23 protein-coding genes are annotated in these 22,893 nt (G+C 45.0%); 7 read left to right on the top strand and 16 right to left on the bottom strand.

Going from position 1 to position 22,893, the window contains the following annotated elements:
• Nucleotides 1–387 precede the first annotated feature (387 nt).
• Nucleotides 388–717, top strand: a complete 330-nt coding sequence (locus HQN90_RS37125; RefSeq protein WP_173227846.1) for an ArsR/SmtB family transcription factor — start codon at nucleotides 388–390, stop codon at nucleotides 715–717.
• 56 nt (nucleotides 718–773) lie between these two features.
• Here HQN90_RS37125 and HQN90_RS37120 read toward each other — a convergent pair whose 3' ends face one another.
• The 4 genes from HQN90_RS37120 to HQN90_RS37105 all read right to left on the bottom strand — a co-directional run bounded on the left by HQN90_RS37120 (nucleotide 774) and on the right by HQN90_RS37105 (nucleotide 4,740).
• Nucleotides 774–1,859 carry a Ger(x)C family spore germination protein gene (locus HQN90_RS37120; RefSeq protein WP_173227845.1) on the bottom strand — a complete coding sequence of 362 codons (1,086 nt, stop codon included), beginning with the start codon at nucleotides 1,857–1,859 and terminating at the stop codon, nucleotides 774–776.
• Nucleotides 1,856–2,953 carry a GerAB/ArcD/ProY family transporter gene (locus HQN90_RS37115; protein ID WP_173227844.1) on the bottom strand — a complete coding sequence of 366 codons (1,098 nt, stop codon included), beginning with the start codon at nucleotides 2,951–2,953 and terminating at the stop codon, nucleotides 1,856–1,858. Before HQN90_RS37115 ends, HQN90_RS37120 begins: the two co-directional genes overlap by 4 nt.
• Entirely contained in the window at nucleotides 2,934–4,391 is a 1,458-nt protein-coding gene (locus HQN90_RS37110) for a spore germination protein (RefSeq protein ID WP_173227843.1), read from the bottom strand. Before HQN90_RS37110 ends, HQN90_RS37115 begins: the two co-directional genes overlap by 20 nt.
• A gap of 160 nt (nucleotides 4,392–4,551) precedes the next feature.
• A complete protein-coding gene (locus HQN90_RS37105) occupies nucleotides 4,552–4,740 on the bottom strand; it encodes an aspartyl-phosphate phosphatase Spo0E family protein (protein ID WP_173227842.1) in 189 nt (62 codons plus the stop codon).
• 202 nt (nucleotides 4,741–4,942) lie between these two features.
• On the opposite strand from HQN90_RS37105, the gene HQN90_RS37100 reads away from it, so the two are divergent.
• On the top strand, nucleotides 4,943–6,685 hold the full coding sequence (locus HQN90_RS37100) for a methyl-accepting chemotaxis protein (RefSeq protein WP_173227841.1): 1,743 nt from the start codon (nucleotides 4,943–4,945) through the stop codon (nucleotides 6,683–6,685).
• A 62-nt stretch (nucleotides 6,686–6,747) separates the two neighbouring features.
• Here HQN90_RS37100 and HQN90_RS37095 read toward each other — a convergent pair whose 3' ends face one another.
• Complete coding sequence (locus HQN90_RS37095) at nucleotides 6,748–7,041, bottom strand: hypothetical protein (protein WP_173227840.1); 294 nt, start codon at nucleotides 7,039–7,041, stop codon at nucleotides 6,748–6,750.
• Between the two features lie 68 nt (nucleotides 7,042–7,109).
• Here HQN90_RS37095 and HQN90_RS37090 point away from each other — a divergent pair, with 68 nt between their 5' ends.
• The 4 genes from HQN90_RS37090 to HQN90_RS37075 all read left to right on the top strand — a co-directional run bounded on the left by HQN90_RS37090 (nucleotide 7,110) and on the right by HQN90_RS37075 (nucleotide 9,842).
• On the top strand, nucleotides 7,110–7,610 hold the full coding sequence (locus HQN90_RS37090) for a helix-hairpin-helix domain-containing protein (RefSeq protein WP_246363016.1): 501 nt from the start codon (nucleotides 7,110–7,112) through the stop codon (nucleotides 7,608–7,610).
• A 143-nt stretch (nucleotides 7,611–7,753) separates the two neighbouring features.
• Nucleotides 7,754–8,083 carry an ArsR/SmtB family transcription factor gene (locus HQN90_RS37085; RefSeq protein ID WP_173227839.1) on the top strand — a complete coding sequence of 110 codons (330 nt, stop codon included), beginning with the start codon at nucleotides 7,754–7,756 and terminating at the stop codon, nucleotides 8,081–8,083.
• A 19-nt stretch (nucleotides 8,084–8,102) separates the two neighbouring features.
• The gene (locus HQN90_RS37080; protein WP_173227838.1) at nucleotides 8,103–8,609 is read left to right on the top strand and encodes an SRPBCC domain-containing protein; all 507 of its coding nucleotides are present in this window, start codon (nucleotides 8,103–8,105) and stop codon (nucleotides 8,607–8,609) included.
• A 174-nt stretch (nucleotides 8,610–8,783) separates the two neighbouring features.
• On the top strand, nucleotides 8,784–9,842 hold the full coding sequence (locus HQN90_RS37075) for an LLM class flavin-dependent oxidoreductase (protein WP_173227837.1): 1,059 nt from the start codon (nucleotides 8,784–8,786) through the stop codon (nucleotides 9,840–9,842).
• A 117-nt stretch (nucleotides 9,843–9,959) separates the two neighbouring features.
• Here HQN90_RS37075 and HQN90_RS37070 read toward each other — a convergent pair whose 3' ends face one another.
• On the bottom strand, nucleotides 9,960–10,493 hold the full coding sequence (locus HQN90_RS37070; RefSeq protein ID WP_173227836.1) for a type 1 glutamine amidotransferase domain-containing protein: 534 nt from the start codon (nucleotides 10,491–10,493) through the stop codon (nucleotides 9,960–9,962).
• Nucleotides 10,494–10,654: 161 nt separating this feature from the next.
• Here HQN90_RS37070 and HQN90_RS37065 point away from each other — a divergent pair, with 161 nt between their 5' ends.
• A complete protein-coding gene (locus HQN90_RS37065; RefSeq protein ID WP_173227835.1) occupies nucleotides 10,655–10,849 on the top strand; it encodes a hypothetical protein in 195 nt (64 codons plus the stop codon).
• Between the two features lie 134 nt (nucleotides 10,850–10,983).
• Here the strand turns inward: HQN90_RS37065 and HQN90_RS37060 are convergent, their stop codons facing one another.
• The 10 genes from HQN90_RS37060 to HQN90_RS37015 all read right to left on the bottom strand — a co-directional run bounded on the left by HQN90_RS37060 (nucleotide 10,984) and on the right by HQN90_RS37015 (nucleotide 22,764).
• Nucleotides 10,984–12,573: an extracellular solute-binding protein gene (locus HQN90_RS37060; RefSeq protein ID WP_173227834.1), complete on the bottom strand. Its 1,590-nt coding sequence runs from the start codon at nucleotides 12,571–12,573 to the stop codon at nucleotides 10,984–10,986.
• 37 nt (nucleotides 12,574–12,610) lie between these two features.
• Nucleotides 12,611–14,968: a helix-turn-helix domain-containing protein gene (locus HQN90_RS39800; protein ID WP_338042440.1), complete on the bottom strand. Its 2,358-nt coding sequence runs from the start codon at nucleotides 14,966–14,968 to the stop codon at nucleotides 12,611–12,613.
• 159 nt (nucleotides 14,969–15,127) lie between these two features.
• Nucleotides 15,128–16,009 (bottom strand): ABC transporter permease subunit, encoded by an 882-nt coding sequence (locus HQN90_RS37050; RefSeq protein ID WP_173227833.1) that lies wholly within the window; start codon nucleotides 16,007–16,009, stop codon nucleotides 15,128–15,130.
• 10 nt (nucleotides 16,010–16,019) lie between these two features.
• Nucleotides 16,020–16,976 carry an ABC transporter permease gene (locus HQN90_RS37045; protein WP_173227832.1) on the bottom strand — a complete coding sequence of 319 codons (957 nt, stop codon included), beginning with the start codon at nucleotides 16,974–16,976 and terminating at the stop codon, nucleotides 16,020–16,022.
• Nucleotides 16,977–17,042: 66 nt separating this feature from the next.
• Nucleotides 17,043–18,665, bottom strand: a complete 1,623-nt coding sequence (locus HQN90_RS37040) for an extracellular solute-binding protein (RefSeq protein ID WP_173227831.1) — start codon at nucleotides 18,663–18,665, stop codon at nucleotides 17,043–17,045.
• Nucleotides 18,666–19,046: 381 nt separating this feature from the next.
• Complete coding sequence (locus tag HQN90_RS37035; RefSeq protein ID WP_173227830.1) at nucleotides 19,047–19,403, bottom strand: hypothetical protein; 357 nt, start codon at nucleotides 19,401–19,403, stop codon at nucleotides 19,047–19,049.
• Between the two features lie 287 nt (nucleotides 19,404–19,690).
• Complete coding sequence (locus HQN90_RS38405; RefSeq protein WP_216855569.1) at nucleotides 19,691–20,146, bottom strand: hypothetical protein; 456 nt, start codon at nucleotides 20,144–20,146, stop codon at nucleotides 19,691–19,693.
• 211 nt (nucleotides 20,147–20,357) lie between these two features.
• Nucleotides 20,358–21,350, bottom strand: coding sequence for a Gfo/Idh/MocA family protein (locus tag HQN90_RS37025; RefSeq protein ID WP_173227829.1), 993 nt, complete (start codon nucleotides 21,348–21,350; stop codon nucleotides 20,358–20,360).
• Between the two features lie 22 nt (nucleotides 21,351–21,372).
• Complete coding sequence (locus tag HQN90_RS37020; protein ID WP_173227828.1) at nucleotides 21,373–22,281, bottom strand: Gfo/Idh/MocA family protein; 909 nt, start codon at nucleotides 22,279–22,281, stop codon at nucleotides 21,373–21,375.
• Between the two features lie 294 nt (nucleotides 22,282–22,575).
• Entirely contained in the window at nucleotides 22,576–22,764 is a 189-nt protein-coding gene (locus HQN90_RS37015; protein WP_173227827.1) for a hypothetical protein, read from the bottom strand.
• Nucleotides 22,765–22,893: the final 129 nt, after the last annotated feature.

Raw genomic sequence — 22,893 nt, 5'->3', positions numbered from 1 at the left:
GTTTTTTTGTGCATCGTCCAGATAAATACATCAATTAATCCCATATTTAGGTAGTAATTATAAATTATTTAGACGATACTTTTTTCGGATTTCCATGTTAGGTTTGATGCAAAGCTATTGCGATTATGCAGGAATTTTAAGTGTTTTCTTCCTGAAATCAACTTTCAGACGGAAAAAGATGTATAATCGCAGGAATCCACTCCTACTGCCCATTTCTAGCCGCAAAAGGATGCACAATAGCAGGAATTTGCTCTCAATGGCTGCTCAAGACACGAAGAGTGTACAATGAGACGCTCTACTAAGACAAATTATTTCATTTAAACTTAGCCATTCCTTTACAGGCATATTCTAAGCGCGGTATATTTAGATAGAAGGGAGATCGGTACGATGGGCATGAAAATTACAACTTTGAGTGCGCTTGCCGAGCCCAACCGCTTACACATTGTCGAGCTCTTACGTGACGGCCCGCTCACTGTGGGTGAAATAGCCGAACGACTTGGGCTGGCACAGCCGCAAGTTTCCAAACATCTTCGTGTATTAAGTGATTGCGGTTTCGTTGAAGTGCATCCGAGCGCCAATCGGCGTATTTATAAACTGCGGCCTCAACCGCTCATGGAAATGAGCGACTGGCTGGAATCTTTCCGCCGCATGTGGGAAGAAAGATTTGATCGGCTGGACGATTACTTGGCGCAACTGCAAAAGAAAGACAAAGAATGACCGGGAAGCTAAGCAAGAAGGCTAGCCGCCCGGTCCATTCGTACGAAAGATTCGACTCAATTAATGATGCCAGGTCTCGTTAATTTGACATGTACATGAGGATCTATTTGAATTGTCGGATACACGAAGTCCCAATCCAGTGTTTTCCAATAATCGTGATGAAAGGCGATCAATTGTCTGCCAATTCCCAAAGCATCACAATTCATCTGCTGAAGCTTTTGAACGACTTTGACCGCCTCTTCTGTCATTTCAGCGGAAATAAGCTCGTTCAGGCTTCTAACATTCTTTTCATCCGACAAATGATTCTGAGGAAATTCCTCCACTTGTGCTTGCATGTTCACTTGAATGTCAACATGGGCTTGATGATTAAGGACAGTAAGTTTCATGTGACTTTTGGATTTGTACACTCGCAAGGTAATAAGGCTCCCGAGAGCCTTATTTTTTTTGGTTTTCAAACTAAATGTAGCGGTTTTCCCCATCTGTCCAGCCAACAATAAGTAAATCGGCGACTCGCTATCGGATAAGAACCCAGCAAGCGACTGGTTGCTAAAGAGCGCGACTCCTTTCACAACACCCCCAGAATCCCCAGGTCCCATATAAGGAATTACAATATCTTGCCCTGGATCATGGATGAGCTTTAAAATGGATTGCAAATTAACAATTGGAACAATGGTGGCCTTCTCAGCACTGATCACTTGCCTGTCTAAGTTAACGATCAAATTCGGCTTATGCTTATGCTCACGGGCCAAGAAATCCTTGGCTTCCCCTTCGATAATCGCAATTTTCGCGCTTAATGCACTTTTGGGATCTCGATAAAAGACGTCTAAAATAGTAACCAGCTTATTTTTAGCCATTTTCTCACCAATGGCGACCAATCGGTTCTTCGAGGTATCCGGTACCCTCGTTAGCTGCTTAGCCAGATTGCCTCTCGTTTCTCTCGCTGTATAGCCATCTGCATACATCAAACGAGGCAGGCTTTTTTTATCCACCACGACAAAAGTCGTCCTCATATTCGTGTTGGGCCCCTCATCCAAACCCGTGTTCAGAATGAGTCTTACATCTTTTAGCAACGTTTGATCCCAGCACCCCGTTAAACCGGCGATTGCTAGAATCCCGATGAAAGCCTTATGCCAAATTCTCATTCTACCACCGTCTTCATTTTTCTATGCTTCCAGGCTGAAATCGCAAATAAGAGAATCGGCAATCCATAAATCATAATCAAGGTAACTCTCGAAAACCATGCATTGAGCCTCTCAATCAACAAGAAATCGCTGGGCAACACAACAAGCAACCAACAAATGATGACCACGATTAGAGTTACCAAAGAGGGTTGCTTCACCTTGAGCAGTTTCTGGATACTCGCAGCCGCGAAAAAGACATAGTTCGCAATAGACGTCATGACAATCGTTATCCAAAAAGACAGAAAGATGAGATCAGTTCGCTCAAAAAATCGAAAAGAAACGGCTTTGAGCATATAAAGGACAGGCTCCGGCACGATATCAAGCTCATCCGAACTAAAAAATATAAAACATGCGATGACGATAAGCAAATAAAATAAGGTCACGATCGAATAGGATAACATCATCGTTTTGAGTATGGTTCGCTCCCCTGATTGAATCAGAGGATATACAACGAACATCAGCTCAAAACCAGCCATAGCAATGGCCGCATTTTCGACCCCTTTGATAATATCCCAGCTTCCCGATATGCCGATAGGCAGCAGATACAGCGCGTTCCCTTTAAATAAAGGAAATAAGATTAAGCCCATGAGAATAACCAAAATACTCGACATGAGCACTTCAAAACGTGCAATCATCCGCAAGCTTTCTTTGGCTAAATAATAGGTCGTGAACATCATTATGGTCATGATGATCCATCTGGGTGTCGTCGGGAAAACCCAAGAAGAAATGATTTTGGTATAATTTAAAAGCACAATGCTCGCTAAGGCCGTGAAATATGCGACGAATAATAAGCTGATTACCATTCCAATGGGTTTCCCCACCAGCTTGGGCAAAATTTCGATGAGAGTCAGTTCTGGGTATTTCCTGCATATTTGCCAAATAAGAACGATAACGATTTGTGACGTAATGCCTGCCAAAATCAAAGAAATCCAGCCGTCGCCAGCTGATACCGTATGTAAACTATAAGGTAAAGTGAGCGCGCCTTCCCCAATAGCTGTTTGGATCGTAAAGAAGGCTAACTGTGTCGATGTGATCTTATTTTTTGCTTCTCCCATGTTTCACCGAGCCTCTCAAAAACAAATTCCTCCACTTTTTCTGGGGGCGACTATCTAGTGGCCTTTCATTCATTTGCCAGATGGACGACCGAATAAAGGAATCTTTCAGACCTTTCCAATTTAGGGGTGACAGTGGATAGAAGTAAGGCACTCCAAGTACTTCCAGCTTGCACATATGAATCAAAAGGATGGATAAACCAAATACGATCCCCAGAAAACCAAAGGATGCAGATAGAATCATAATCGGAAATCGGAGGATTCGCAGTGTTTCACGAAACTCATAAGAAGGCACAACAAAGGAGGATATCGCTGTTAGTGCCACAACAACAATCATAATGTTGGAGACAAGTCCCACTCTGACAATCGCATCTCCAATTACCAATCCCCCAACAACACCGATCGTTTGACCAACAGCCGAGTGCAATCGCAGACCCGCTTCTCTAATCAGCTCCACGGTTAACTCCATCAACATTGCTTCCATAATGGGTGGAAAGGGTATATCCAGCACTGCATTCTGCATAGGCAGCACTAACTCATTGGGAATCGTCTCAAAATGAAAACTGACAACCGCGATGTAGACGGCCGGCAATGTAATCGCAATAAAAAAGCTGGAGACTCTCAGCAACCGAAAAAAACTGCCATTGAGAATGCGCAGATTGTAATCATCCGGCGATTGATAAAATGCGAAGAAGCTGACTGGAAGAATAATCGCATTCGAGGAACCGTCTGCCAGCAAAGCAATACGCCCCTCCATCAGGTTCGCCGATACGCGGTCAACTCTTTCTGTACTTAGCACTTGTGGAAAAGGGGAATACGGCGTGTCCTCGATGAATTGTTCCACAATTCCCACCGATGAAATATAGTCAATGCGTATGTCGGCAATCCGCTTCTCGATCTCCGCCACAATATCCGGGTTCGCAAGCTGATCCATGTACACAATCGCCAATTTGGTATCGGCTTCCAGACCCACATGGACATACCGTATGGCTAATTGCTTGGACGTTACTTTCTTGCGAATTAAGTGCAAATTAATATCCAACCGTTCAATAAATCCTTCATGAGAATTGCCTAATACTTTCTCATTGACTGGCTCTGTAATGCTTCTCTGAAAGCTAGAAGGGGTATGAAAGAGATACAAATCGGAGTCATCGTCGAAATAAATAACGCAAAACCCTCTTAATAACGCCTCAACGGCTTGCTCCAGCAGACAGGTAACCTGCATTTGTCCTAATCCAATCGTTTGCAAAAACTGTCCCTGTTTGGTGTGATTTAGAGGTGTCAACACCCCATCTTGGATCATTTCTTCACTTACTAAAGTTGCTACATACACAATATCAATCGGTTTTTGATTCCAAGTTAACGTATGTATGATGAAATCATTGGCACTTGCAAATTCTGCCTGAAAGTAGGTCCTAACATCTTGTATGGAATGATGCATGCCCTCACCTACCGATTCTTAGTACTCCCAGTAAAAGGTATTGTACCCGTTGCTTGATACATGTTATACATCTTCAGCCGCGGCAGTTGATTTTATTTATCAAAAGAAAAACCCTCACCTTTTTGAAAGGTTAAGGGCTTTTCATAGACTCTACAATTATTCATTTGTTGCTATAAGAGAATTCCAGAGGTTGGTTATCCACCGTAAAACTAACAATTAAGTCGTCTAGTTCCTGACTCAATCGAATAACATTAGGATCTAGCAATTCATTTAAATTATGATCCTGTACGAGTTTATTTAGTTGTGATCGAAAGCTTTCAATTTCATCTAGCAAGATAGGTTTCGTCATGTTTCAGCCACCTCTCTCTTTATGATTGGAGATGAGCTAAATTAACCATCTTACCCCAATTGTAAACCCTTTCCCAAGGAAATTATAGGAAACTATAACATTTTCGACACGATTCGTCGAAATAAGATAAGAATAAACATATCCAAACAAAGGGAAAACATGACCCCTTACAAAAAAAGAGAGACTTCGGAGGCTATGCATAATGAAACTCACGCTGTACAAGAAACTGTTTTTTAGCTTTGTAATTGTTCTACTTCTCCTATCCGCTATTAGTATGACATCCATCAGCAAAATGACATCTATGGGAGAGACAGCCAAGCAAACAACGAAAACCGGCTTACCCCAGGTCATCCTGCTTGCTAATTTGAATCATGATCTGAAAAATCTGGATGATCTTATGCTGCGCATTCAGCTTAATATGCAAAATAATACATCGCTGAGCGAGTCCAGCTTAGCAGGCGGCGCAACAGAAGACAGCACTTCCCCATCGAGTAAAGCACAATCCTTGTTTGAGGAGATCCAACAGAAGGTTACTCGCCTTGATGCTATCCCGCAAAATGAGAAAGATGCCCAACTGCTCAAAGTGTTTAAAGATCAGTGGTCGCAATATGCCAATGGCTTCCCCGCAACGCTTGCTGCGGCAGAAAAACACGGTATTGAAGGAATGAGACTTATTCAGCAGTCCGATTCGAGTCTCGGCGGCTGCAGTATCTTAATTGAAATGTTTACCAAAAAAATACAAGAACAGACGGATGAATGGGCTACGAATCTAGATAATTCCTATCAAACGGGCATCACTTGGATTATCGCTCTGAGCACAATAGCTATCATTGTTGGTTTAGCCATTTCGTTCTTGATTGCAAGGCATGTTTCTAAACCGATTATTGCGATGAGTGCTGCCGCCAAACGCATTTCGTCAGGCGATCTTTCCGTTCACGATATCTCCCTTCAACGACAAGACGAGATCGGCGAACTTAGTATTTCCTTTACTCAAATGACCGAGCATATGAGAGATATGATCCATACGATAAACGGGCATGCGCAAAGTGTCTCCTCTTCAGCGGAACAGTTGAAGTCCAGCTCTATCGACATGCAGGAAGTATCGCAGCAAATTACAATAACCGTGAAAGAAGTTGCCAGCGGCGCTGACCAACAAACACTGACAATGGAAGAAACCTCACGTTCCATGGAGGAAGTAGGCTCCGGCATTTATCGGATGGCAGAGAATGCCTCCTCCATCGCGGAATCCGTTGAATTTACCAAACAGCAGGCTGAAGCTGGCGGAACGTATGTACAGAACACCGTGCACCAAATGGAGTCCATTCATCAATCCGTTCATCAAACAGATCAGGTCATGACTTTGCTTGAAACTAAATCACAAGAGATCGGTCAAATCTTAGGAGCCATTCAAGACATTTCCCAACAAACGAATCTTCTTGCACTGAACGCAGCGATTGAAGCAGCAAGAGCTGGCGAGCAGGGACGTGGCTTCGCCGTCGTCGCTGCCGAAGTCCGCAAGCTGGCCGAACAATCGAGTAAATTCTCTGGAGAAATATCTACCCTTCTCGGTGAAATTCAAGATACTATTCATGATTCCGGCGATGCTCTTGGCCATGTGAAAAACGAAGTACAAACCGGTATTCTGCTCGTTCAGAAAACAGAGCAAAACTTCGGAGAAATTTTACAATCCACTTCTCTTGTAGCTTCACAAATTCAAGAGATGGCCGCAACCTCCCAGCAAATGTCGGCAGGTGCTCAGGAAATTACGGCTTCGGTGCAGCAGGTTGCATCCATTGCCCAAAAAACAGCTGCCTCCTCCCAAGATGTCTCCCTCTCTGCTGTTAATCAGCTCGAAACAACGGGAGAAGTCAGAGTCGCCGCGCAATCTCTCTCGGCTATGGCGGATGAGCTGCAGGAAATTTTGGCTCGTTTCCGTATCGCCTAACAGAAATAATAAAGAGGTTAAACAGGGTTCGCTCTGTTTAACCTCTTTATTGATCCTGAAGATCATCTTTCAGCCACACTCGGGATTTTAAGGTTTAATTCTGGTTTATAGAGATGATTCTCTTCCAGAAATCCAAGCCCCCTGTCAGGCTCAATATGGAGCGATTCCACCGGCCCTGAAATAGAAGACAACCATTTAGCAACCTCGCTTTGCAAACTTGGCGAGTTCTTTATCGTTGCAACAACCTCGCCCTTCTGAATATCAAACACCTCTGCACCATCAAATGCCTCAACCGAATGTACGTGAAACACAGTCAATAAAGCAACAATCGTCATCATACACACTAGTTTTTTCAAGTTTACCCCCGCTATAATATAGATACTTAGCTCTCATACGCCTATATTTTCCCAAAAAGGAGATTCTAATGTCATTTAAAAAAGGTAATCGTATGCAGCCCTCCCCTCCCGAGCTTCCGCTAACACCTGAAGAAAAGCAGCGTTTAAAAGCTTCCAAAGTAAAGCTTAACGACATTGCTCTTATGGAGCTGTCCGAGCTCGCCTTTTATTTGCAGACCTCCATAGAAAGAGCTCAATATCTGCGAGGGTTGGCTGAGTTCCAATCCGTTCCATCTATTGGTCCAAAGGTATCTGAGCGTATTGTACAAATGGGTTTCTACTCCCTTGAAGACATCAAACAGACAAGTGGTGAGGAATTAATTAACCGCTGGGAAGAGCAATGCGGTTATTGGGAGGATCCGTGTTTAGAGGATTCTTTCCGCTGTATGGTCCATTATGCCAATCATCCAACTAGTGAAAGAACTTGGTTTGATTTTACGGACGAGCGTAAACGCTATCGTGAGCAAAATGGATATCCGGCTACTCGGCCTACTGTTTCATGGCAAGACATCTTCAAAAAAACTCGTTAACGGAAATATAGCCTAATCTTGGTTTTTCGCGTTTATAGTAATTGCTTGATTTTTCTTTTGAATATTCCTTGACAGGAATATTCCTTTTAGAGTATATTTAAATTGTTAGAACGTTAAGATTTAAAGAGAACGAGGCCCACACGATGGATATAACAACTTTTAGCGCGCTTGCCGAACCTAATCGTTTACGTATTGTGGAGCTCCTGCTTGACGGTCCCCTGACGGTAGGAGATATCACTGATCGGCTTCAGCTCCAGCAGCCGCAAGTATCGAAGCATCTGCGAGTTCTTCTGGATGCCGGACTTGTCGAGGTGCAGGCTGAGGCTAATCGCCGGAACTACAAGCTCCGATTGGACCCTTTTCAAGAATTGGATGCTTGGCTCGAAACTTACCGGACTGTCTGGGAGGAGCGTTTCGAAGCTCTGGAACAATACTTGCAGAAATTGAAGGCAAAAGAAAACAAGAAAAACTAAATTTTAGGAGGAATGTAGCATGTCGAGCAAAATGATTACCAAAGTAGAAGGTCAAGAACTTATATTGGAACGGGTTTTCAATGCACCGCAAGCACTGGTTTTCAAAGCTTTCTCCGAAGCTGAACACCTGAAGCAATGGTGGGGGCCGCGCGGCTGGGAAGTCACCGTATGTACCGTAGATTTTCGCCCAGGTGGCATTTGGCATTACTGCATGAAATGTATGGATAAGAATCAAGGTGATTTCTATGGTTTTGAATCATGGGCAAAAGCAGTCTACGAGGAGATTGTGGAAGCTGAGAAAATCGTTTATGTGGATTACTTCTCAGATGCTGAAGGAAATGTAGCAGATGGCTTGCCCTCCTCTCATATTACCATGACGTTTGTAGAGCAAGACGGCCAAACCAAGCTCATTAGCCGCGCAAGATACGCTTCAGAAGAAGCACTCAAAACCGTTATGGAAATGGGTATGGAGCAAGGAATCACAGAAACCTGGGATCGTCTCTCCGAGTACCTGCAATCCATTTAAGCTGCTATGTTTTAGAAAAGCCGTCCGGCCTACAGCCGGCGGCTTATTTCATTTGCAGCCAAGATTAGTTGCCTCAAGAGCTTCCTAGTACTCATTTCCCCGTTTCTTGCTTACTAAATTTGAGAAACCATAAAAAAATGAGTAAACTATAGATAGTGAAGGAGGCGAGTCTTAATGACCGATTTGGCAACGAGTATGGAAATAGGAATCAGTACATTTTTGGAAACAACACCGGATCCGGTGACAGGAATAATCATGAGCCACGCTGAGCGACTGCGCAATGCGGTTGAAGAAATCGTGCTGGCTGATCAAGTTGGTCTGGATGTCTATGGGATTGGCGAGCATCATCGGGCAGATTACGCGGGCACCTCACCTGCCGTAGTATTAGCCGCAGCCGCTGCTATGACCAAGCGAATTCGGCTTACCAGTGCCGTTACTGTGTTGTCCTCCGACGATCCGGTACGTGTGTATCAGGCATTCTCAACGCTGGACGGCATCTCGAACGGGAGAGCCGAAATTATGGCAGGACGTGGCTCTTTTATCGAATCCTTCCCGCTTTTTGGGCACAGCCTTGAAGATTATGACGAATTGTTTGAAGAGAACTTGGAACTGCTGCTGGCGATCAGAGCCTCCGAGAAAGTGACTTGGCGTGGCGGACATCGTCCTGCCATCCACAACCTTGGCGTATACCCCCGTTCCGTGCAGAGCCCACTGCCCGTATGGATTGCAAGCGGCGGGAATGCTCAATCCGCAGTGCGAGCGGGCATGCTTGGACTTCCGATCGCCTTCGCGATCATCGGCGGTATGCCGGAGAGTTTTGCTCCATTAGTCGCACTCTACAAAGAAGCTGCGGCAAAGGCCGGGCACGATCCAAGCAAGCTGCCCATTGCGACGCATTCCCACGGCTTTGTTGGAGAGACAACAGAGCAGGCTGCCGATCTCTTCTTCCCATCAACACAGGCCCAGATGAATGTCATCGGACGCGAACGAGGCTGGGGGCAAAGTTACAACCGTGCAACTTATGATGCTGCGCGCAGCCTTCGAGGTGCTCTCTACGTGGGCGATCCAGAATATGTGGCGGAAAAAATTATCTTGCTGCGCAAAAATTTGGGGGTTACTCGTTTCTTCCTGCATGTCAATGTCGGCACAATGCCCCATCGTGAAGTATTACGTGCTATCGAGCTGCTAGGCACCAAAGTTGCACCAATTGTACGTAAGGAACTCGCCCGATAGTTGCTTTCACCTGCTGAGGCGGCCTTTTCGGCCGGCTAAGCGTACACATGCCAAAAAGAAGTGCACAAGCCCTCGGCTGATGCACTTCTTTTTGAGGTTTGTCTCGTTCCTACCATTTTAGTAGGCAGCGACACCCACGCGATCAATGATTTCTTGGATAAATGCGGGCTCATCCGCCGGTGTGCGAGACGTGATCAAATTACCGTCTACAACCACTTCCTTATCGACAAAAGTTCCCCCCGCCTCACGCACTTCGTCCGCGATACCGGGATAGGAAGTCAACGTCCTGCCTTGCAGCAGGCCCGCTTTTGCGAGGATTTGAGGGCCATGGCAGATTGCTGCGATCGTCGTACCTGCCTGATCAGCCTTTTGAACGAATGACCGTACATGTTCATTCTCGAGCAATATAGACGGTGACTTCCCTCCTGGGATCACAATTGCCACATAATCCCCAGCATCCGCTTCTTCTGCAGCTAGATGCGAGGTATAGGAGATTGTACCTTTTTTCCCGTTCAGAACTGCTCCTTTGTCCAGACTGATGATTACAACCTCGTTGCCATTTTGCGTTAAAGCCTCATAGGGATTTTTCATCTCGGAGTCTTCATAGCCTTCTGCCAATAGAAACGCAACCTTCTTGACCATCTGTTTCATCGGGGTCCACTCCTCTTTTACATGATTACAAGCCTTCTCTATGCCTTACCCTTATTGCCTGAATTAGTAACATTCATTCACTTATTAAGCGGACAATTCAGCTTTGGAAGATTCTGATTGCCCATTTTGGGTTAATGATCATGTAAGAGGAGGTGTCCATCATGAATATGGAAACGACTTACAATCGAGATGAGCCGAAAAAGAACCCGGAAATCCCCCCACAGGTCATCCCTGAAATAAAGCCGGAGGTAACACCAGAGATTCAGCCCAAACAACTACCGGAAATAACACCGGAACAGCCCCCTGAAGTGAATCCTGCGATCACGCCAGAAGTACCGGTAATTCCAAAAAATTAATGTGAAAACCTCTATCTTGGTCATTCAAAAGTGGCGCAACTGCGTGCAGAGGCAGCTTTTATCATCACACCTTGCGGTAAACGCCAGAAAGGGGCTGCCTCCGCAGCCCCTTTCCATGCTCCAATTTTTACCAATTATCGTTTGCGATCCCGCTCCAGCGCTTGCTCCTGAATTTGAATCGCTCGATCAATTTGCAAAGCTTTGATTTGACGGACATACCGATCAAAAGTATCCACAGATTCAACGCCTAGAATTATTTTAAGCGACATCTCATCCACAAGCGTCGTAACGTCGTTCATAATGGAGGAAAGCTCCGCGTTCTCCAGCTCCGTTTTGGGGATTTGCGGCAAAATGCTGCGATCAACATCCGTGTCTGACCAAATTTGGACAGCTTTCTTCTGCTGCGGCAGCGTGTACACTTGTTCCATATAGCGGATATCCTGAACGAAGGGACCGAAATAGCTCGCACGACTGTACATCGCCAGCGCTTGCGCAGGCGCAAGCTTGTCTGGATTCTGCAGGATGAGATCTGTATAGGTCGGATACCCATTAACCCATTTGTAACTGGTCCCCTCGACGCCAAAATTAAACAGCATATGCCCCTCAGGCCCATAGCCGTAATCCAGCAGCTTCACCGCTTCCACCGCATGTTTGCTCTTGCTCGAAATCGCGACGCCCCCCGTCCCTTCGTAGGCATAGCTTCTTTGGCTGAATTTGGGCTTTTCGCCTTTCTTCAGCACGGGATATGGCGCAGGCTCCAACTGAGCCTTCCTATCTTTCGCTTGAACAATCGGCTGCCATTTCCCCAGACCAGCTCCTGCATTCCAAATCGTTGCTCCGCTGCGCCCCGACATCATGTTGGCATCCATCGTTTTCGTATCGACTGTTGCAATATTTTTATCGATCAGACCTTCCTTATACCACTGGTGAAAAGTCGCCAGAAACTGCTTGTAGCCGGGTTCGATTGCCCCGAATTTAACATGATCTTCGTCAAGATAAAATGACTTTTTAATGCCGTAGGCACCAACAAAGCCCCCTCCTTCAATCCCAAAAAGAGCGCTGGGCACGCCAAGAAAAGTTAACGGAGCTTCAATCCCCTTTTTCTCCTTAAAAGCTTGCAGCACCGTATGCCATTCATCGATCGTCGTTGGCATCGCAAGCCCCAGCTCATCCAGCCAATCCTTGCGAATGATCGGTCCTTGGTAGGTGCGCAGCTGATCATCGCCTCTAATAAAAGGAAAAACGTAATAGCTGCCATCATCGGTTTTGATCTGCTTATCTATACTCGGATGCTCATTCAAAAATTTCTTCAAATTCGGCGCATACTGATCAATTAATTCATTGAGCCGAATAATATAGCCATCATGAATCGCTTTGACAGGGCCGCCGGGAAACTGATTCCATTCGTATTCCATCATATCCGGCAAATCGCCGGAGGCTAGCAGCACATTCATGGCTTCTTTCGCTTGATTCGCCGGAGGCTGCAGGAATTTGAGCTGGACGCCTGTTCGCTTCTGCCATTCCTGGAAGAAAGGAACATCCTGAAAGCTTGGCTTTACACTGCCGGCATTGCCGTTAAGCTCAGCCCAATAACTCAGCTTGGACGTGCTTGATTTTGACTCAGAGATGGCCTCGATGTTCTCTTTGGAGTTTGAGCATGCTGTCAATAAACCGACCCCGATGGCCAACAACATAATCCCTGTATAGGCTTTTTGGCGCATCATGTGTTCCTCCCTACCCCTGCTGCTGATCTCAAACATCTCAGCCCATTTCTTTAAATTTGCCTGGCGTAATTCCCTCGTATTTCTTAAAGACCCGGATAAAGGTTGCCACTTCATTATAGCCAACAATTTTGGCGATCTCCGAGATGGAGTCTTTCCGGCTGGCCATCATCTTCTTCGCTTGATCAATCCGATATTTGCTTATATAATCCAGCAAACCGTCCCCGGTTTGCTCTTTGAATAATTTGGATACATAGCTGCCCTTCAGCTCGAAGCGCTCACCGATCGTATTGACATTCAAATTCGCATCATGATAATGCTCCGCTATGTACATCATGACCTTCGCGATGAGATCACGCAGCGTTTCTGTCCGCTCTTTGGACTGATTCGATTCCACTTTGGCAGCGGCAAACCCGCACACCTCTTGAAGCAACGTCTGAAGCTCATGCTGCATTTCTGCGAACGTGTCGCACGCGATAATATTCTCCATCCACAGAGGGTTATCGTCCAAAATGCCGCTATCGCCTTCTCCAAGCTCATTAATGGCTTTCACCATCGTACCTACTAAGTTGAAAATCAGACATTTGGCCAGCGTTAAGGACACGAACGGCTTATTGAAATTACGCTCTGTGACGTCATTCATGAAGGCAGAGGCTTGGCTATAATCCCCAACTTTGATGAGATTGATAATTTGCTGCTCCACCTGCAGGGGGTAATAGTAGCCGAGCTGAGACTTATCGTCTGCATCTCTGCGAAGATCATCGTAAGTGATAATCTCCCTTTTACCGAGGATCATCTTATATTCCATTGCATCCATCGCTTCTTGGTAGGCAACTGCCGCCCCAGCGAGAGTGCTCTGAATACCGCCAATCGATACGGTTAAATCCATTCGAAACCGCGTCAGAAAACGCTGCGCTTCGGCGGCGATCCAGTTAAGATCCTCTCTCCAATCTGATGTGCCTGCATCCTCAAAATTGATCAAACAAGCCATCATTTCGTCCATTTCAGCCACATAGCCTGTATGCTGCCGTTGTCCGACTAATTCTTCCACGACATTCGTAATGATGAATTGGATCAGCTTGCGTCTCTCATTCATATCCATGCCGGGCAGATTGCCATATAGACTTTCATGATTTTCCACTGCGAATAAAATGACAGCAAACTTGTTTGAGCTTAATTCGATATCAAATGACTTGAAGGCCTCTTCATAGGAAACTAAGGTGTCCATCTTGCCTTTCATCAAACGACTGAGCATATTAGAACGCAGTACATTATGATGGGACTGCAATTGCAAAGCAATGCGCTCCTTTTCGTCGCGCGTATTAAAGATTTCTTTTTGGATAAAATGCAATTCATTCCAGTCCGTTCGTTCTTCCGTTGTATTCTTGTCAGAGAGCGATTTCACGAGCTGTTGAATAGGCGAATAGTTCCGACGCAAGAAGAACCAAGTTAGAACACCAGCGCCCATTAAGCTGATAAAAATGCTGATATAGGTGAATTTGCGAACATATTCGGCTTTTTGCCAATAGATATTGCTTGGAATGACTAACACATACTTCAAATCTGAAATCTCGGATTGAATATAGAAAAGCTCTGAATCTCCATTCCCTGACGGTGACACCATCACATGATCACGATCCATCCATTGCTGCAGGATGAGGTTGTCTTGATCCGTCACAGGTAGATTGGACATTAGAACCTGATTGTCATGATTGAGAATGAGAATTTGACCGCCGTTAAAAAGCGAAATGCTTTCCATCGCTTTTTGAAAGCGCTCCATATCGGCCATAACGACGACTGTACCCGCCTGTTTCCCATTTAGATCCTTAGGCAAGTGGGTAATGTAAGCGATCGCACTTTGGGGACTGGCAGAATCGACGTGAGGCAGCAGCACGAACTCGTTATTGGCAGCATGATTAATCATGTCCAGCCATTGCTCGTAACGAAGCGTGCCTGTGTTGTGAATCGTATCGAAAGCCGTTTGTTTATCTCTAATATTGCCAGGCCTGAGAACAGCCGATTCCTGATCCCATGTAACATAAAATTCATCAATGGTCGCATACGAAGTTTGATACATGCGAAACTCCTTCACTAGCTGATAAGCTAGGAATTGGGCATCACTCGACTGCTTCGTAGAATACATTAACGTCTGAAGCTTCGTATTCCAGGAAATTTCCATGTTCAACCGCTTCATCAAATCAATCTGAGTGTCTATCGAATAACGAACTTGCTTCAGCAAAGAATCATTGGCCCGGTGGATCTCACTCTTCAACGCTTCACTGGATTGTGAGTAAATAATTAGACTCATGATCATCGGAATAAACAAAACAGCGCTATACGAGATGAGCCAAGTAAAAATGATACTTTTTCGCTTCTGCCAAAGAAAACGGAGATTCACATGGTTCTCCTCCCTATGTAAGATGGATAAATGTCTGAAGGGATTGTCTCCACTTCATCTCATTATATCAACAATTGCAGAGGGAGGAATGTCCAAAATGAGGAATTCGATTGACAAAAAGTCTATTGGAAACTGTTTTAACAGCATTTTGCAGGAAAGTTAGCCCTTTAACGAACCAACCATGACCCCTTTGACGAAGAAACGTTGGACGAACGGATAAATGCACAGCACAGGTAATGTCGCTACTACAATCGTTGCGTATTTAATTGTTTCTGCCATCTGGAAGCGGTCCCCGGCATCTGCGCCAGCGGACATGCCATCCGTCGAGTTCGAGATGAGAATTTCACGAAGCACAAGCTGCAAGGGGAATAGCTCCCGGCTTTTGATAAACACGGAGGCGTAAAACCAACCATTCCATTTGTCCACCGCGTAATACAAAATCATAACAGCAATTACCGGCATGGAAAGCGGAATGATGATGCGGAACAAAATGGTAAAATGGTTTGCACCGTCAATTTTGGCCGATTCCTCCAAGCTGTCCGGTATCCCCATAAATGCTGTACGCATAATGATCAAATTAAACGTACCGATAGAAAACGGAATGATCGTTGCCCATAGCGAGTCTAGTAGACCGACATTTTTAACAACGAGATACAAGGGAATAAGTCCACCATTGAAGAACATCGTAAAGACGATAATCATCATAAAAGCTTTATTCCAGATCACATTTTTTCTGGAAAGCACGTAAGCGCCAAGCGCGGTCATAAATAGGTTGACCACTACGCCCGCAACGAGAATAAACAAGGTGTTCCTGTAACCGATCAGAATTCCGGGATTGCTCATTACATTTTTGTAAGCTTCAATGCTAAAACCAAGCGGTTTGAACAAAATGCCTTTGAAAGCAATAAGTTGACTGGCGTCGCTTAAAGAAGCCATAACCACATAGAGCAGCGGATATATGGTAACAACTACAAGAAATATGAGCACTGCATAAATACCAATATCGAACAGCCTTTCAAACAAACTTAGTCCTTTTTTCACAACTTTCACCTCACCATAAACTGCTTTTATTAACTTTACGGCTAATATAATTGGCTGTAATCAACAACACGAGATTAATAACGGAGTTAAACAAGCCTACTGCCGAGCTGTAGCTCCATCCGAATTCCAGCAAACCTTTCCGGTACACGAACGACGAAATAACGTCTGCGGTGTCATATGTCACTGGATTGTAGAGCAAAATAATTTTCTCAAAACCGACATTCAGCAGATTGCCCATTCGCAAAATAAACATGATCGCAATCGTTGGCATAATGCCTGGCAGCGTGATATACATGATCTGCTTCCAACGGCTGGCTCCATCCATTCGCGCGGCTTCATATTGTTCTAGATCAATACTCATTAACGCAGCAATATAAATAATGGATTCCCACCCGATTCGCTGCCAAATCTCTGACAGGATATAGATGGATCTAAACAACTCGGGCTTCTGAAGCATAGCTTGTCCATCATAGCCAAAGAGCATAAACAGCCTGTTGATTATACCGTCAGCATTGGTGAAATCCGTAATAATCCCGCAAATCACGACGAGTGAAATAAAGTAAGGCATGTACGTAATTGTCTGTGCGACACGCTTAAACATTTTGCTGCGAACTTCATTAATGAGCAGCGCCAAAATAATGGGAGCAGGAAATTCAAAAACTAACGAATAAAGACTAATGACAATCGTATTTTTTAAAATCCGCCAAAAGTAGTAGCTGCCAAAAAAATCTTTGAAATGGGCAAAGCCTACCCATTCACTGCCCAAAATCCCTTTCATAGGCGAGTATTCCTTAAAAGCAATCAATGCGCCGTACATAGGGGCATAGTGAAAAACAGCATAATAAGCTAATACAGGAATCATCATGAGATACAAATATTTATTAAGTATAAAATCACGCACATACTTATTGGTGCTAGATTTGGTTCTGCTTGTTTGTGTGCTTTGCAGTGGCTGTGTCTTGGCCATTCTCTTCCTCACCTCTATGCAAACGGATAGAGAGGGCAGCACGGCCCTCCCTCGTATGAAGTTTTCTTATCGTTTATTAAACCGGTCATTCGCCGCTTTTTGAATTTCAATCGCACGATCCAGCTTTAATGATTTCATTTTGGCTACATAGGAATCAAATTGATCCACTTTCTCATTGCCCAAAATAATCTTCAGTGTCATTTCATCGACCAAAGTATTGACATCCGTCATAATTTTCGCGAATTCCGAGCTCTCTTCCGGTGTTGGCGTAATTGGCGGCAGACTGTATTTATTTGCATCTGTTTTCTTCCAAACGTTCACGGCCTCCCGTTGAGTTGCCATTGTAAAGAATTGCTCGGCATATCGTTTATCCTGCACGAACGGCCCGTTGTAGCTGCCTCGTGTGTAGAGGGAAATGGCTTGCGCCGGCGCTAGTTTATCCGGATTTTTCAACAGCAGGTCCGTATATTTCGGATACCCGTTCTCTGTGTTATAGCTAACGCCTTCAGTACCAAAATTGAAAAACATATGACCTTCATCGCTATAACCATAATCAAGCAATTGAACGGCAAGCGCCGGATCTTTTGCTTTCGTGGAGATTGCAACCATACCGCCGGAATCAAAAGCGGAGGCCCTTTGACCGAATTTAGGCGTATCGCCTTTCTTTAGGACCGGATAAGGTGCCGCTACCAGCTGCGCTTTCGGATCCTTGCCTTGAACAAGCGGCTGCCATTTGCCGATTCCGCCTCCGGCATTTCCGATACTCGCTCCCGTCGCCCCTGAAGCAAAACCGCCATCAAGCGCTTTGGTATCCGCGGTAGCAATGTTTTTATCCAGCAAGCCTTCTTGGTACCATTGGCGGAAAAGGGTCAAATAATCCTTAAATCCGCTTTCTGCCGGGCCGAATTTAATATCGCCATTCTCAATGTAGAAGTTGCGATTCACGCCAAATGCGCCAAGGAATGCGCCATTGTATGACTCATTGAAGAAACGCGGTTTACTCACAAATGACAGAGGAGCTGCTGCGCCTTTCTTCTCCTTGAATGCTCTTAATGCCGCAGTCCACTCATCGATCGTCTCTGGAACCGGCAACCCTAGCTCATCAAGCCAGTCTTTGCGAATAATAGGTCCTTGGAATACTTGCAAGTACTCATCGCCCCGGATAAAAGGAAACGCATAATAGCTGCCGTTATCTGTTTTGATTAACTTATCGACCTCTGGATGCTCTTTCAAATATTTCTTTAGATTAGGCGCGTTTTTATCAATCAGGTCATTCAGCTTGAGAATATAGCCATCTTTAATCGCTTTCTCCGGCCCCCCTGGGAAATCGGTGAGGAAGTTGTACTCGATCATATCCGGCAAATCGCCGGAAGCCAGCATCACATTAAGTGCTTCCTTTACTTGCCCCGTCGGAGGCGCAGTGAATTTAAGCGGAACTCCTGTTTTCTTCTGCCATTCTTGGAAGAACGGCACCTCGCTGTGCGCTGTTTTTACACCGGTCAAATTGCCATTCATCTCGCCCCAGTACGTAAGCGTCTTGCTCGTTTTTATCGGATACGATACTGCTGCAGCCGCTGCCGATGACTGCGTATCCGTATTCGTTGTTTTGGTTTCCGTTGGCGTGGAACAAGCAATAAGCGTTGTTCCCATCATCATTACGGCCACCGTAGAAGCTAACATTTTCTTCATTCGTGGACCCTCCAATAGTAGGCTAGAAATTGTGAGATGCATCTCTCCCTTAAGACTACGGGAATTTAGCGGTCCTCGATATGAGCAAAAACCAAAACCGCATGATCATTTCAGCAGCGAGCGCTGACGATTTCTCCAACGGGATGGATGAAATCGTGAATTTAAATGAATGAAATTATGAATTTAGAACAGGCTCTTACGTGAAAAGGAGCTGTCCCCTAAGTAGATACACTACTTGAGAACAGCTCCTTCATTCACGAGTTGAGCCGGCCTTTTTGGCAGGCTCAGCCATCTCATTCAATCTAATTTCCACAATTCCGGCCCGTAAAGCTTCCAATGGAGGAAATATAGCCACATTCGTATTGCTTAAATTTCAAACTGTTAGATTGCGATCCGGCTGTCTTTTCCAGCTTGGGAAGGCTTGATTTTCCCTGCATAACACTTTGGATCTATCCGTTTCCGAAACAAATATTCGGCACCTTCATGAAAAGTACGCTCCAACGCATGCAGCCCCGTTTCCCCTCCAAGCAGAACAGATTGCCCGGGAAATAACGGTACGCCTTCAGGCAGCCCCAGCCGCAGCTGATCTGTCGTATACTGCTTACAGCCTGTGAACCCATACGTATTATGATGGCGCGAAATAAAAGTAATCGCCGCATTCAGCTTCCATAGTAACATGAACTCAAAAGCAAAGTCGCCATATAGTCGTGGATAACAGGAAAAGAAGGCCGGACTCACGTCCGCCTTCTCTTATCAGCCCTTATAAGATTTACCCAAAGTGAACTATGATCCGCTAATTGACTCAAAATCGAATATTTGCAGCTGAAAGGGAAGTACGATCCCTTATTTCACCTCTTCACCGTGATATTCCAGCAAATTAGACAAATTAGCGTACCGTAGTTCCGTCTGACTAACCAATTGGCTGTTTGAACGATGAATAAGGGAACATAGTTCCCTCGAGGGTTCAATTTAAGCCGGATTTCGTCTAAGCCCAGTGAATTTAGCTAGATTACGCCTAACTTCATTTAAATACCAAAGCCACTCATCAATGGCATAATAAATTTAAGCATCCCCATGCCAAATTTCATGAACCCGCCAATTTTCCCTAGGAAGCCTCCGCCTCCACTCGCAGCAGCAGCGCCAGCTCCAGCCCCGGCTCCAGCCCCTCCGCCTAGACCGCCCAATAATCCGCCAAGACCACCGGAACCTCCACCTCCGAACATACTAAGCAAGCCGCCTAAACCAGAGATGCTCGCTTTAGCTTTACTCGAATTCTTCGGAAGCTTTTTCTGGCCCTTCACACCTTCAAACAGCACCTCTTGACCTTGCACATCACGAACCATTCCATAGTAGCAGCTTCCATCGGTTAAAACGATGACGACCGGCACCTTATTCATAACCTGGCTAATTTGTGCAGTCGCCTGTGTGATTTCCATGTTCCCAGATCGTCTTTTCTTAGACTTGTAGGTTCTCTTTTTCATGTAACGAAACACTTCCTCTCATCGCACTCGTCCCTTCTAGGCAGTGTATGACACCGCTTTGGCATTTGCCTGAGCAGATATGTAGATACATGAAAAAAGGCGCTTTAGATTCGCCAACATGGCAATTTACACAATTCCTTTTCACAAAACACAAAAGCAAAAACTGCCAAGACAGCGTTATTGCTGCTTTGACAGTTCATTCAGCCTAATTCTATTCCTCAATAAGAACCTGCTCCTGTCCTGTTTCTGCTGAGCGATATACAGCCTCAAGCACGGCTATCACTCCGCGCGCATAAGCAGGTGTGCAGCTAGTTTCACTGTGATTCCTTATGGCAGCAAGCAAATCGGAATATTGCAGTTCAAACGGCTTCGTCGTCCCCACCGCCTCCAGCTTCACATAACCACCATCTTGGCTGATCCACAAACTATCGCCTGTAACGAGCTTAAGCATGCCTTCCGTGCCAATAATTTCTGTTTCATTGCGCGAAGCACCTACATAGCCGGATTGAACAATTGTGGCGGGAATCCCTTCCTCCAGCTCCAAATAAATCATCCCGCTGCCTTCCACGTTTCCACGGCTTCCATAGTGACTAGTCGATGCTCGCAGTTTGCGAACGGATTGATCCGATAGCCACTGTATTTTATCAATGGAATGTGTACCTAGATTGGCTAGAATGCCGCCGCCTGATTTTTCTTTTTCCAGAAACCACTGCGGACGCGAAGCTTGAAAATAATGGATATTCCGGACATCGTGAATCATTACCAGCTTGCCTATGGCCCCGCTTTGGATCAGGCTTTTGGCCTGGATATTCTCCGCCATGTAATGCTGAGTATGTCCGACCAGAATACGAATATCTGCTTTCCGTCCGGCTTCAATAATCTCATCGCATTCCGCTACAGACAATGCCATTGGCTTTTCCAACATGATATGACAGCCATGTTCAGCCGCAAAAATGGCTGTCTCTTTATGTAAATAATGAGGAAGCGCGATCGTCACAATATCCGGTTGTTCCTGTTCGATCATCGCTTTGTAATCGCTGTAGGCTTTAATCGAATAGAGATCAGCAATTTCATTTGCTTTTTCCACCACATAATCGACAACCGCACAAGCCACAAGCCCCTTGGTTGCTTGAATCGCATCGAAATGCTGTTTGGCAATAATCCCAGCACCGAGCACCGCTACCCGTAATTCTGCTTTTTGCATGTGCGACTCATCCTTTCTGATTTTACAAATTCACAGGCAAACCGGTTGCTCGGCTTTCATTCGCTGCTTCCATAAAACGGATAATTCGCAAAGTTTCATCCGAATCAATATCTGCTTTTTTCAACTGAAACATCGACATAATCTTTTCTAATAAACTGGCGTAATACGATTTGGGATGTTGATAGATATCTATAAATTGTGTTTTGTTTTCCCTATGCAGCAGAGCACCAAATTCAGTATTGCCTTTGCGATTGCCACGGATCGTCCCGATACTGCCATTCGCCCACACGCCTGTAATGAAATCATGATCCTCATTGGTCACAGCTGATACCTGCTTGCAGTCTTTGCCCAGCGTTTGGAACAGCATCTCTACCGTATGCACCCCATACCAAAACAATCCCGGCTGCGTCGCTTGCAGCGCCATCGGTCCGTAGCAATCCATGCCAAACACAGGACCACCCTCTGTTTCCAGCAGTGCCTCGGTTAATCCTTCCGCATAGCGCAGTGCAGAGCAGCTCATTACGGATATGCCATGCAACTTCGCCAATTCAAACATTGCTTTGGCATCCACCCATGAAAGGGCCATAGGCTTATCAACAAAAACAGGTTTACCGTATGCAGCAATACGTTGAAACTGCTCCAAATGCACCCGACTATCTACGGACTCGAGCAGAATGGCATCGCAATTCGCAGCAACTTCTTCAAGGGAATCCACGATCTTCACACCATATTGATTGCGCAGCTTCTCCGTAAATCCCTCAACACGCGAATAGCTCATTTCGAAATCGGCTGAACCTCCCGGGAAAGCAATCGTTACTTCTCCATCCGGAACATGATAAGCATGATTCTGATCATTCAGTAATTCCGTAAAGGCAACAACATGCGACGTATCCAAACCTATAATACCAATGCGAATCTTGCTCTCTGACATATCTATTCCATCCTCTAAAAAATAATCTTCTTTCTGCTATTTTAATCAGGATTTATTTTAAAGACAAGTCTTTAAATAGTCCTTATAAAGTTAGCGAGCACTCTGTATAAAACTATTAACAGAATGTGTTTGCTGAAATCGTATGTTAATTGTGCTTTGTTGTAAAGATACTCACGTTAAAATTTAGAATAGTCTCAAACAGTACCTAGATGATCGTGATGCAAGCTACACAGCACCAGCGACAAGGTGACTAATGTTGGAGTAAAAACCTGCGATAATGCAGTTTTCTCTGCTTCAGAATAGGGAAAACTCCGAAATTCCTGCATTTATGCATCCTTTGAGGGCGATATGTTCATCTACACCAGAAAAAGCAGAAAAAGCCTGCATTTTCGCAGGAATTTCCGTATTTTTCAAGATTTCACCAAAAAAGCCTGCATTTTCGCAGGTTTCCGTGTTGTTGAATGCTAATGACTCACTGCACATGGTGAAAAGCTCTGAAGCCCCCTAATTAGATTGGAGTCATCAATATGCAATAAGGTACAATATTGGTGAGGGGGAATGAGATGTATGAAAAGCAATATCCTTTATGATGAGCAACGGATCAAGGTAGCT

The organism is Paenibacillus alba (assembly GCF_013204855.1).
GTDB classification, from domain to species: domain Bacteria; phylum Bacillota; class Bacilli; order Paenibacillales; family NBRC-103111; genus Paenibacillus_E; species Paenibacillus_E alba.
The sequence above is the reverse complement of the archived record's forward strand: the minus strand, read 5'-3'. Positions and strand labels throughout refer to the sequence as shown.

Bases quoted from the DNA above. Each gene is read 5' to 3' on its own strand.
- HQN90_RS37090 (WP_246363016.1), top strand. From the start codon at position 7,110: ATGTCATTTAAAAAAGGTAATCGTATGCAGCCCTCCCCTCCCGAGCTT.
- HQN90_RS37080 (WP_173227838.1), top strand. From the start codon at position 8,103: ATGTCGAGCAAAATGATTACCAAAGTAGAAGGTCAAGAACTTATATTG.
- HQN90_RS37070 (WP_173227836.1), bottom strand. From the start codon at position 10,493: ATGAAACAGATGGTCAAGAAGGTTGCGTTTCTATTGGCAGAAGGCTAT.
- HQN90_RS37015 (WP_173227827.1), bottom strand. From the start codon at position 22,764: ATGTGCAGTGAGTCATTAGCATTCAACAACACGGAAACCTGCGAAAAT.
- HQN90_RS38405 (WP_216855569.1), bottom strand. From the start codon at position 20,146: ATGAAAAAGAGAACCTACAAGTCTAAGAAAAGACGATCTGGGAACATG.
- HQN90_RS37020 (WP_173227828.1), bottom strand. From the start codon at position 22,281: ATGTCAGAGAGCAAGATTCGCATTGGTATTATAGGTTTGGATACGTCG.
- HQN90_RS37105 (WP_173227842.1), bottom strand. From the start codon at position 4,740: ATGACGAAACCTATCTTGCTAGATGAAATTGAAAGCTTTCGATCACAA.
- HQN90_RS37125 (WP_173227846.1), top strand. From the start codon at position 388: ATGGGCATGAAAATTACAACTTTGAGTGCGCTTGCCGAGCCCAACCGC.
- HQN90_RS37110 (WP_173227843.1), bottom strand. From the start codon at position 4,391: ATGCATCATTCCATACAAGATGTTAGGACCTACTTTCAGGCAGAATTT.
- HQN90_RS37115 (WP_173227844.1), bottom strand. From the start codon at position 2,953: ATGGGAGAAGCAAAAAATAAGATCACATCGACACAGTTAGCCTTCTTT.
- HQN90_RS37025 (WP_173227829.1), bottom strand. From the start codon at position 21,350: ATGCAAAAAGCAGAATTACGGGTAGCGGTGCTCGGTGCTGGGATTATT.
- HQN90_RS37065 (WP_173227835.1), top strand. From the start codon at position 10,655: ATGAATATGGAAACGACTTACAATCGAGATGAGCCGAAAAAGAACCCG.
- HQN90_RS37045 (WP_173227832.1), bottom strand. From the start codon at position 16,976: ATGGCCAAGACACAGCCACTGCAAAGCACACAAACAAGCAGAACCAAA.
- HQN90_RS37040 (WP_173227831.1), bottom strand. From the start codon at position 18,665: ATGAAGAAAATGTTAGCTTCTACGGTGGCCGTAATGATGATGGGAACA.
- HQN90_RS37060 (WP_173227834.1), bottom strand. From the start codon at position 12,573: ATGATGCGCCAAAAAGCCTATACAGGGATTATGTTGTTGGCCATCGGG.
- HQN90_RS37075 (WP_173227837.1), top strand. From the start codon at position 8,784: ATGACCGATTTGGCAACGAGTATGGAAATAGGAATCAGTACATTTTTG.
- HQN90_RS37100 (WP_173227841.1), top strand. From the start codon at position 4,943: ATGAAACTCACGCTGTACAAGAAACTGTTTTTTAGCTTTGTAATTGTT.
- HQN90_RS37085 (WP_173227839.1), top strand. From the start codon at position 7,754: ATGGATATAACAACTTTTAGCGCGCTTGCCGAACCTAATCGTTTACGT.
- HQN90_RS37120 (WP_173227845.1), bottom strand. From the start codon at position 1,859: ATGAGAATTTGGCATAAGGCTTTCATCGGGATTCTAGCAATCGCCGGT.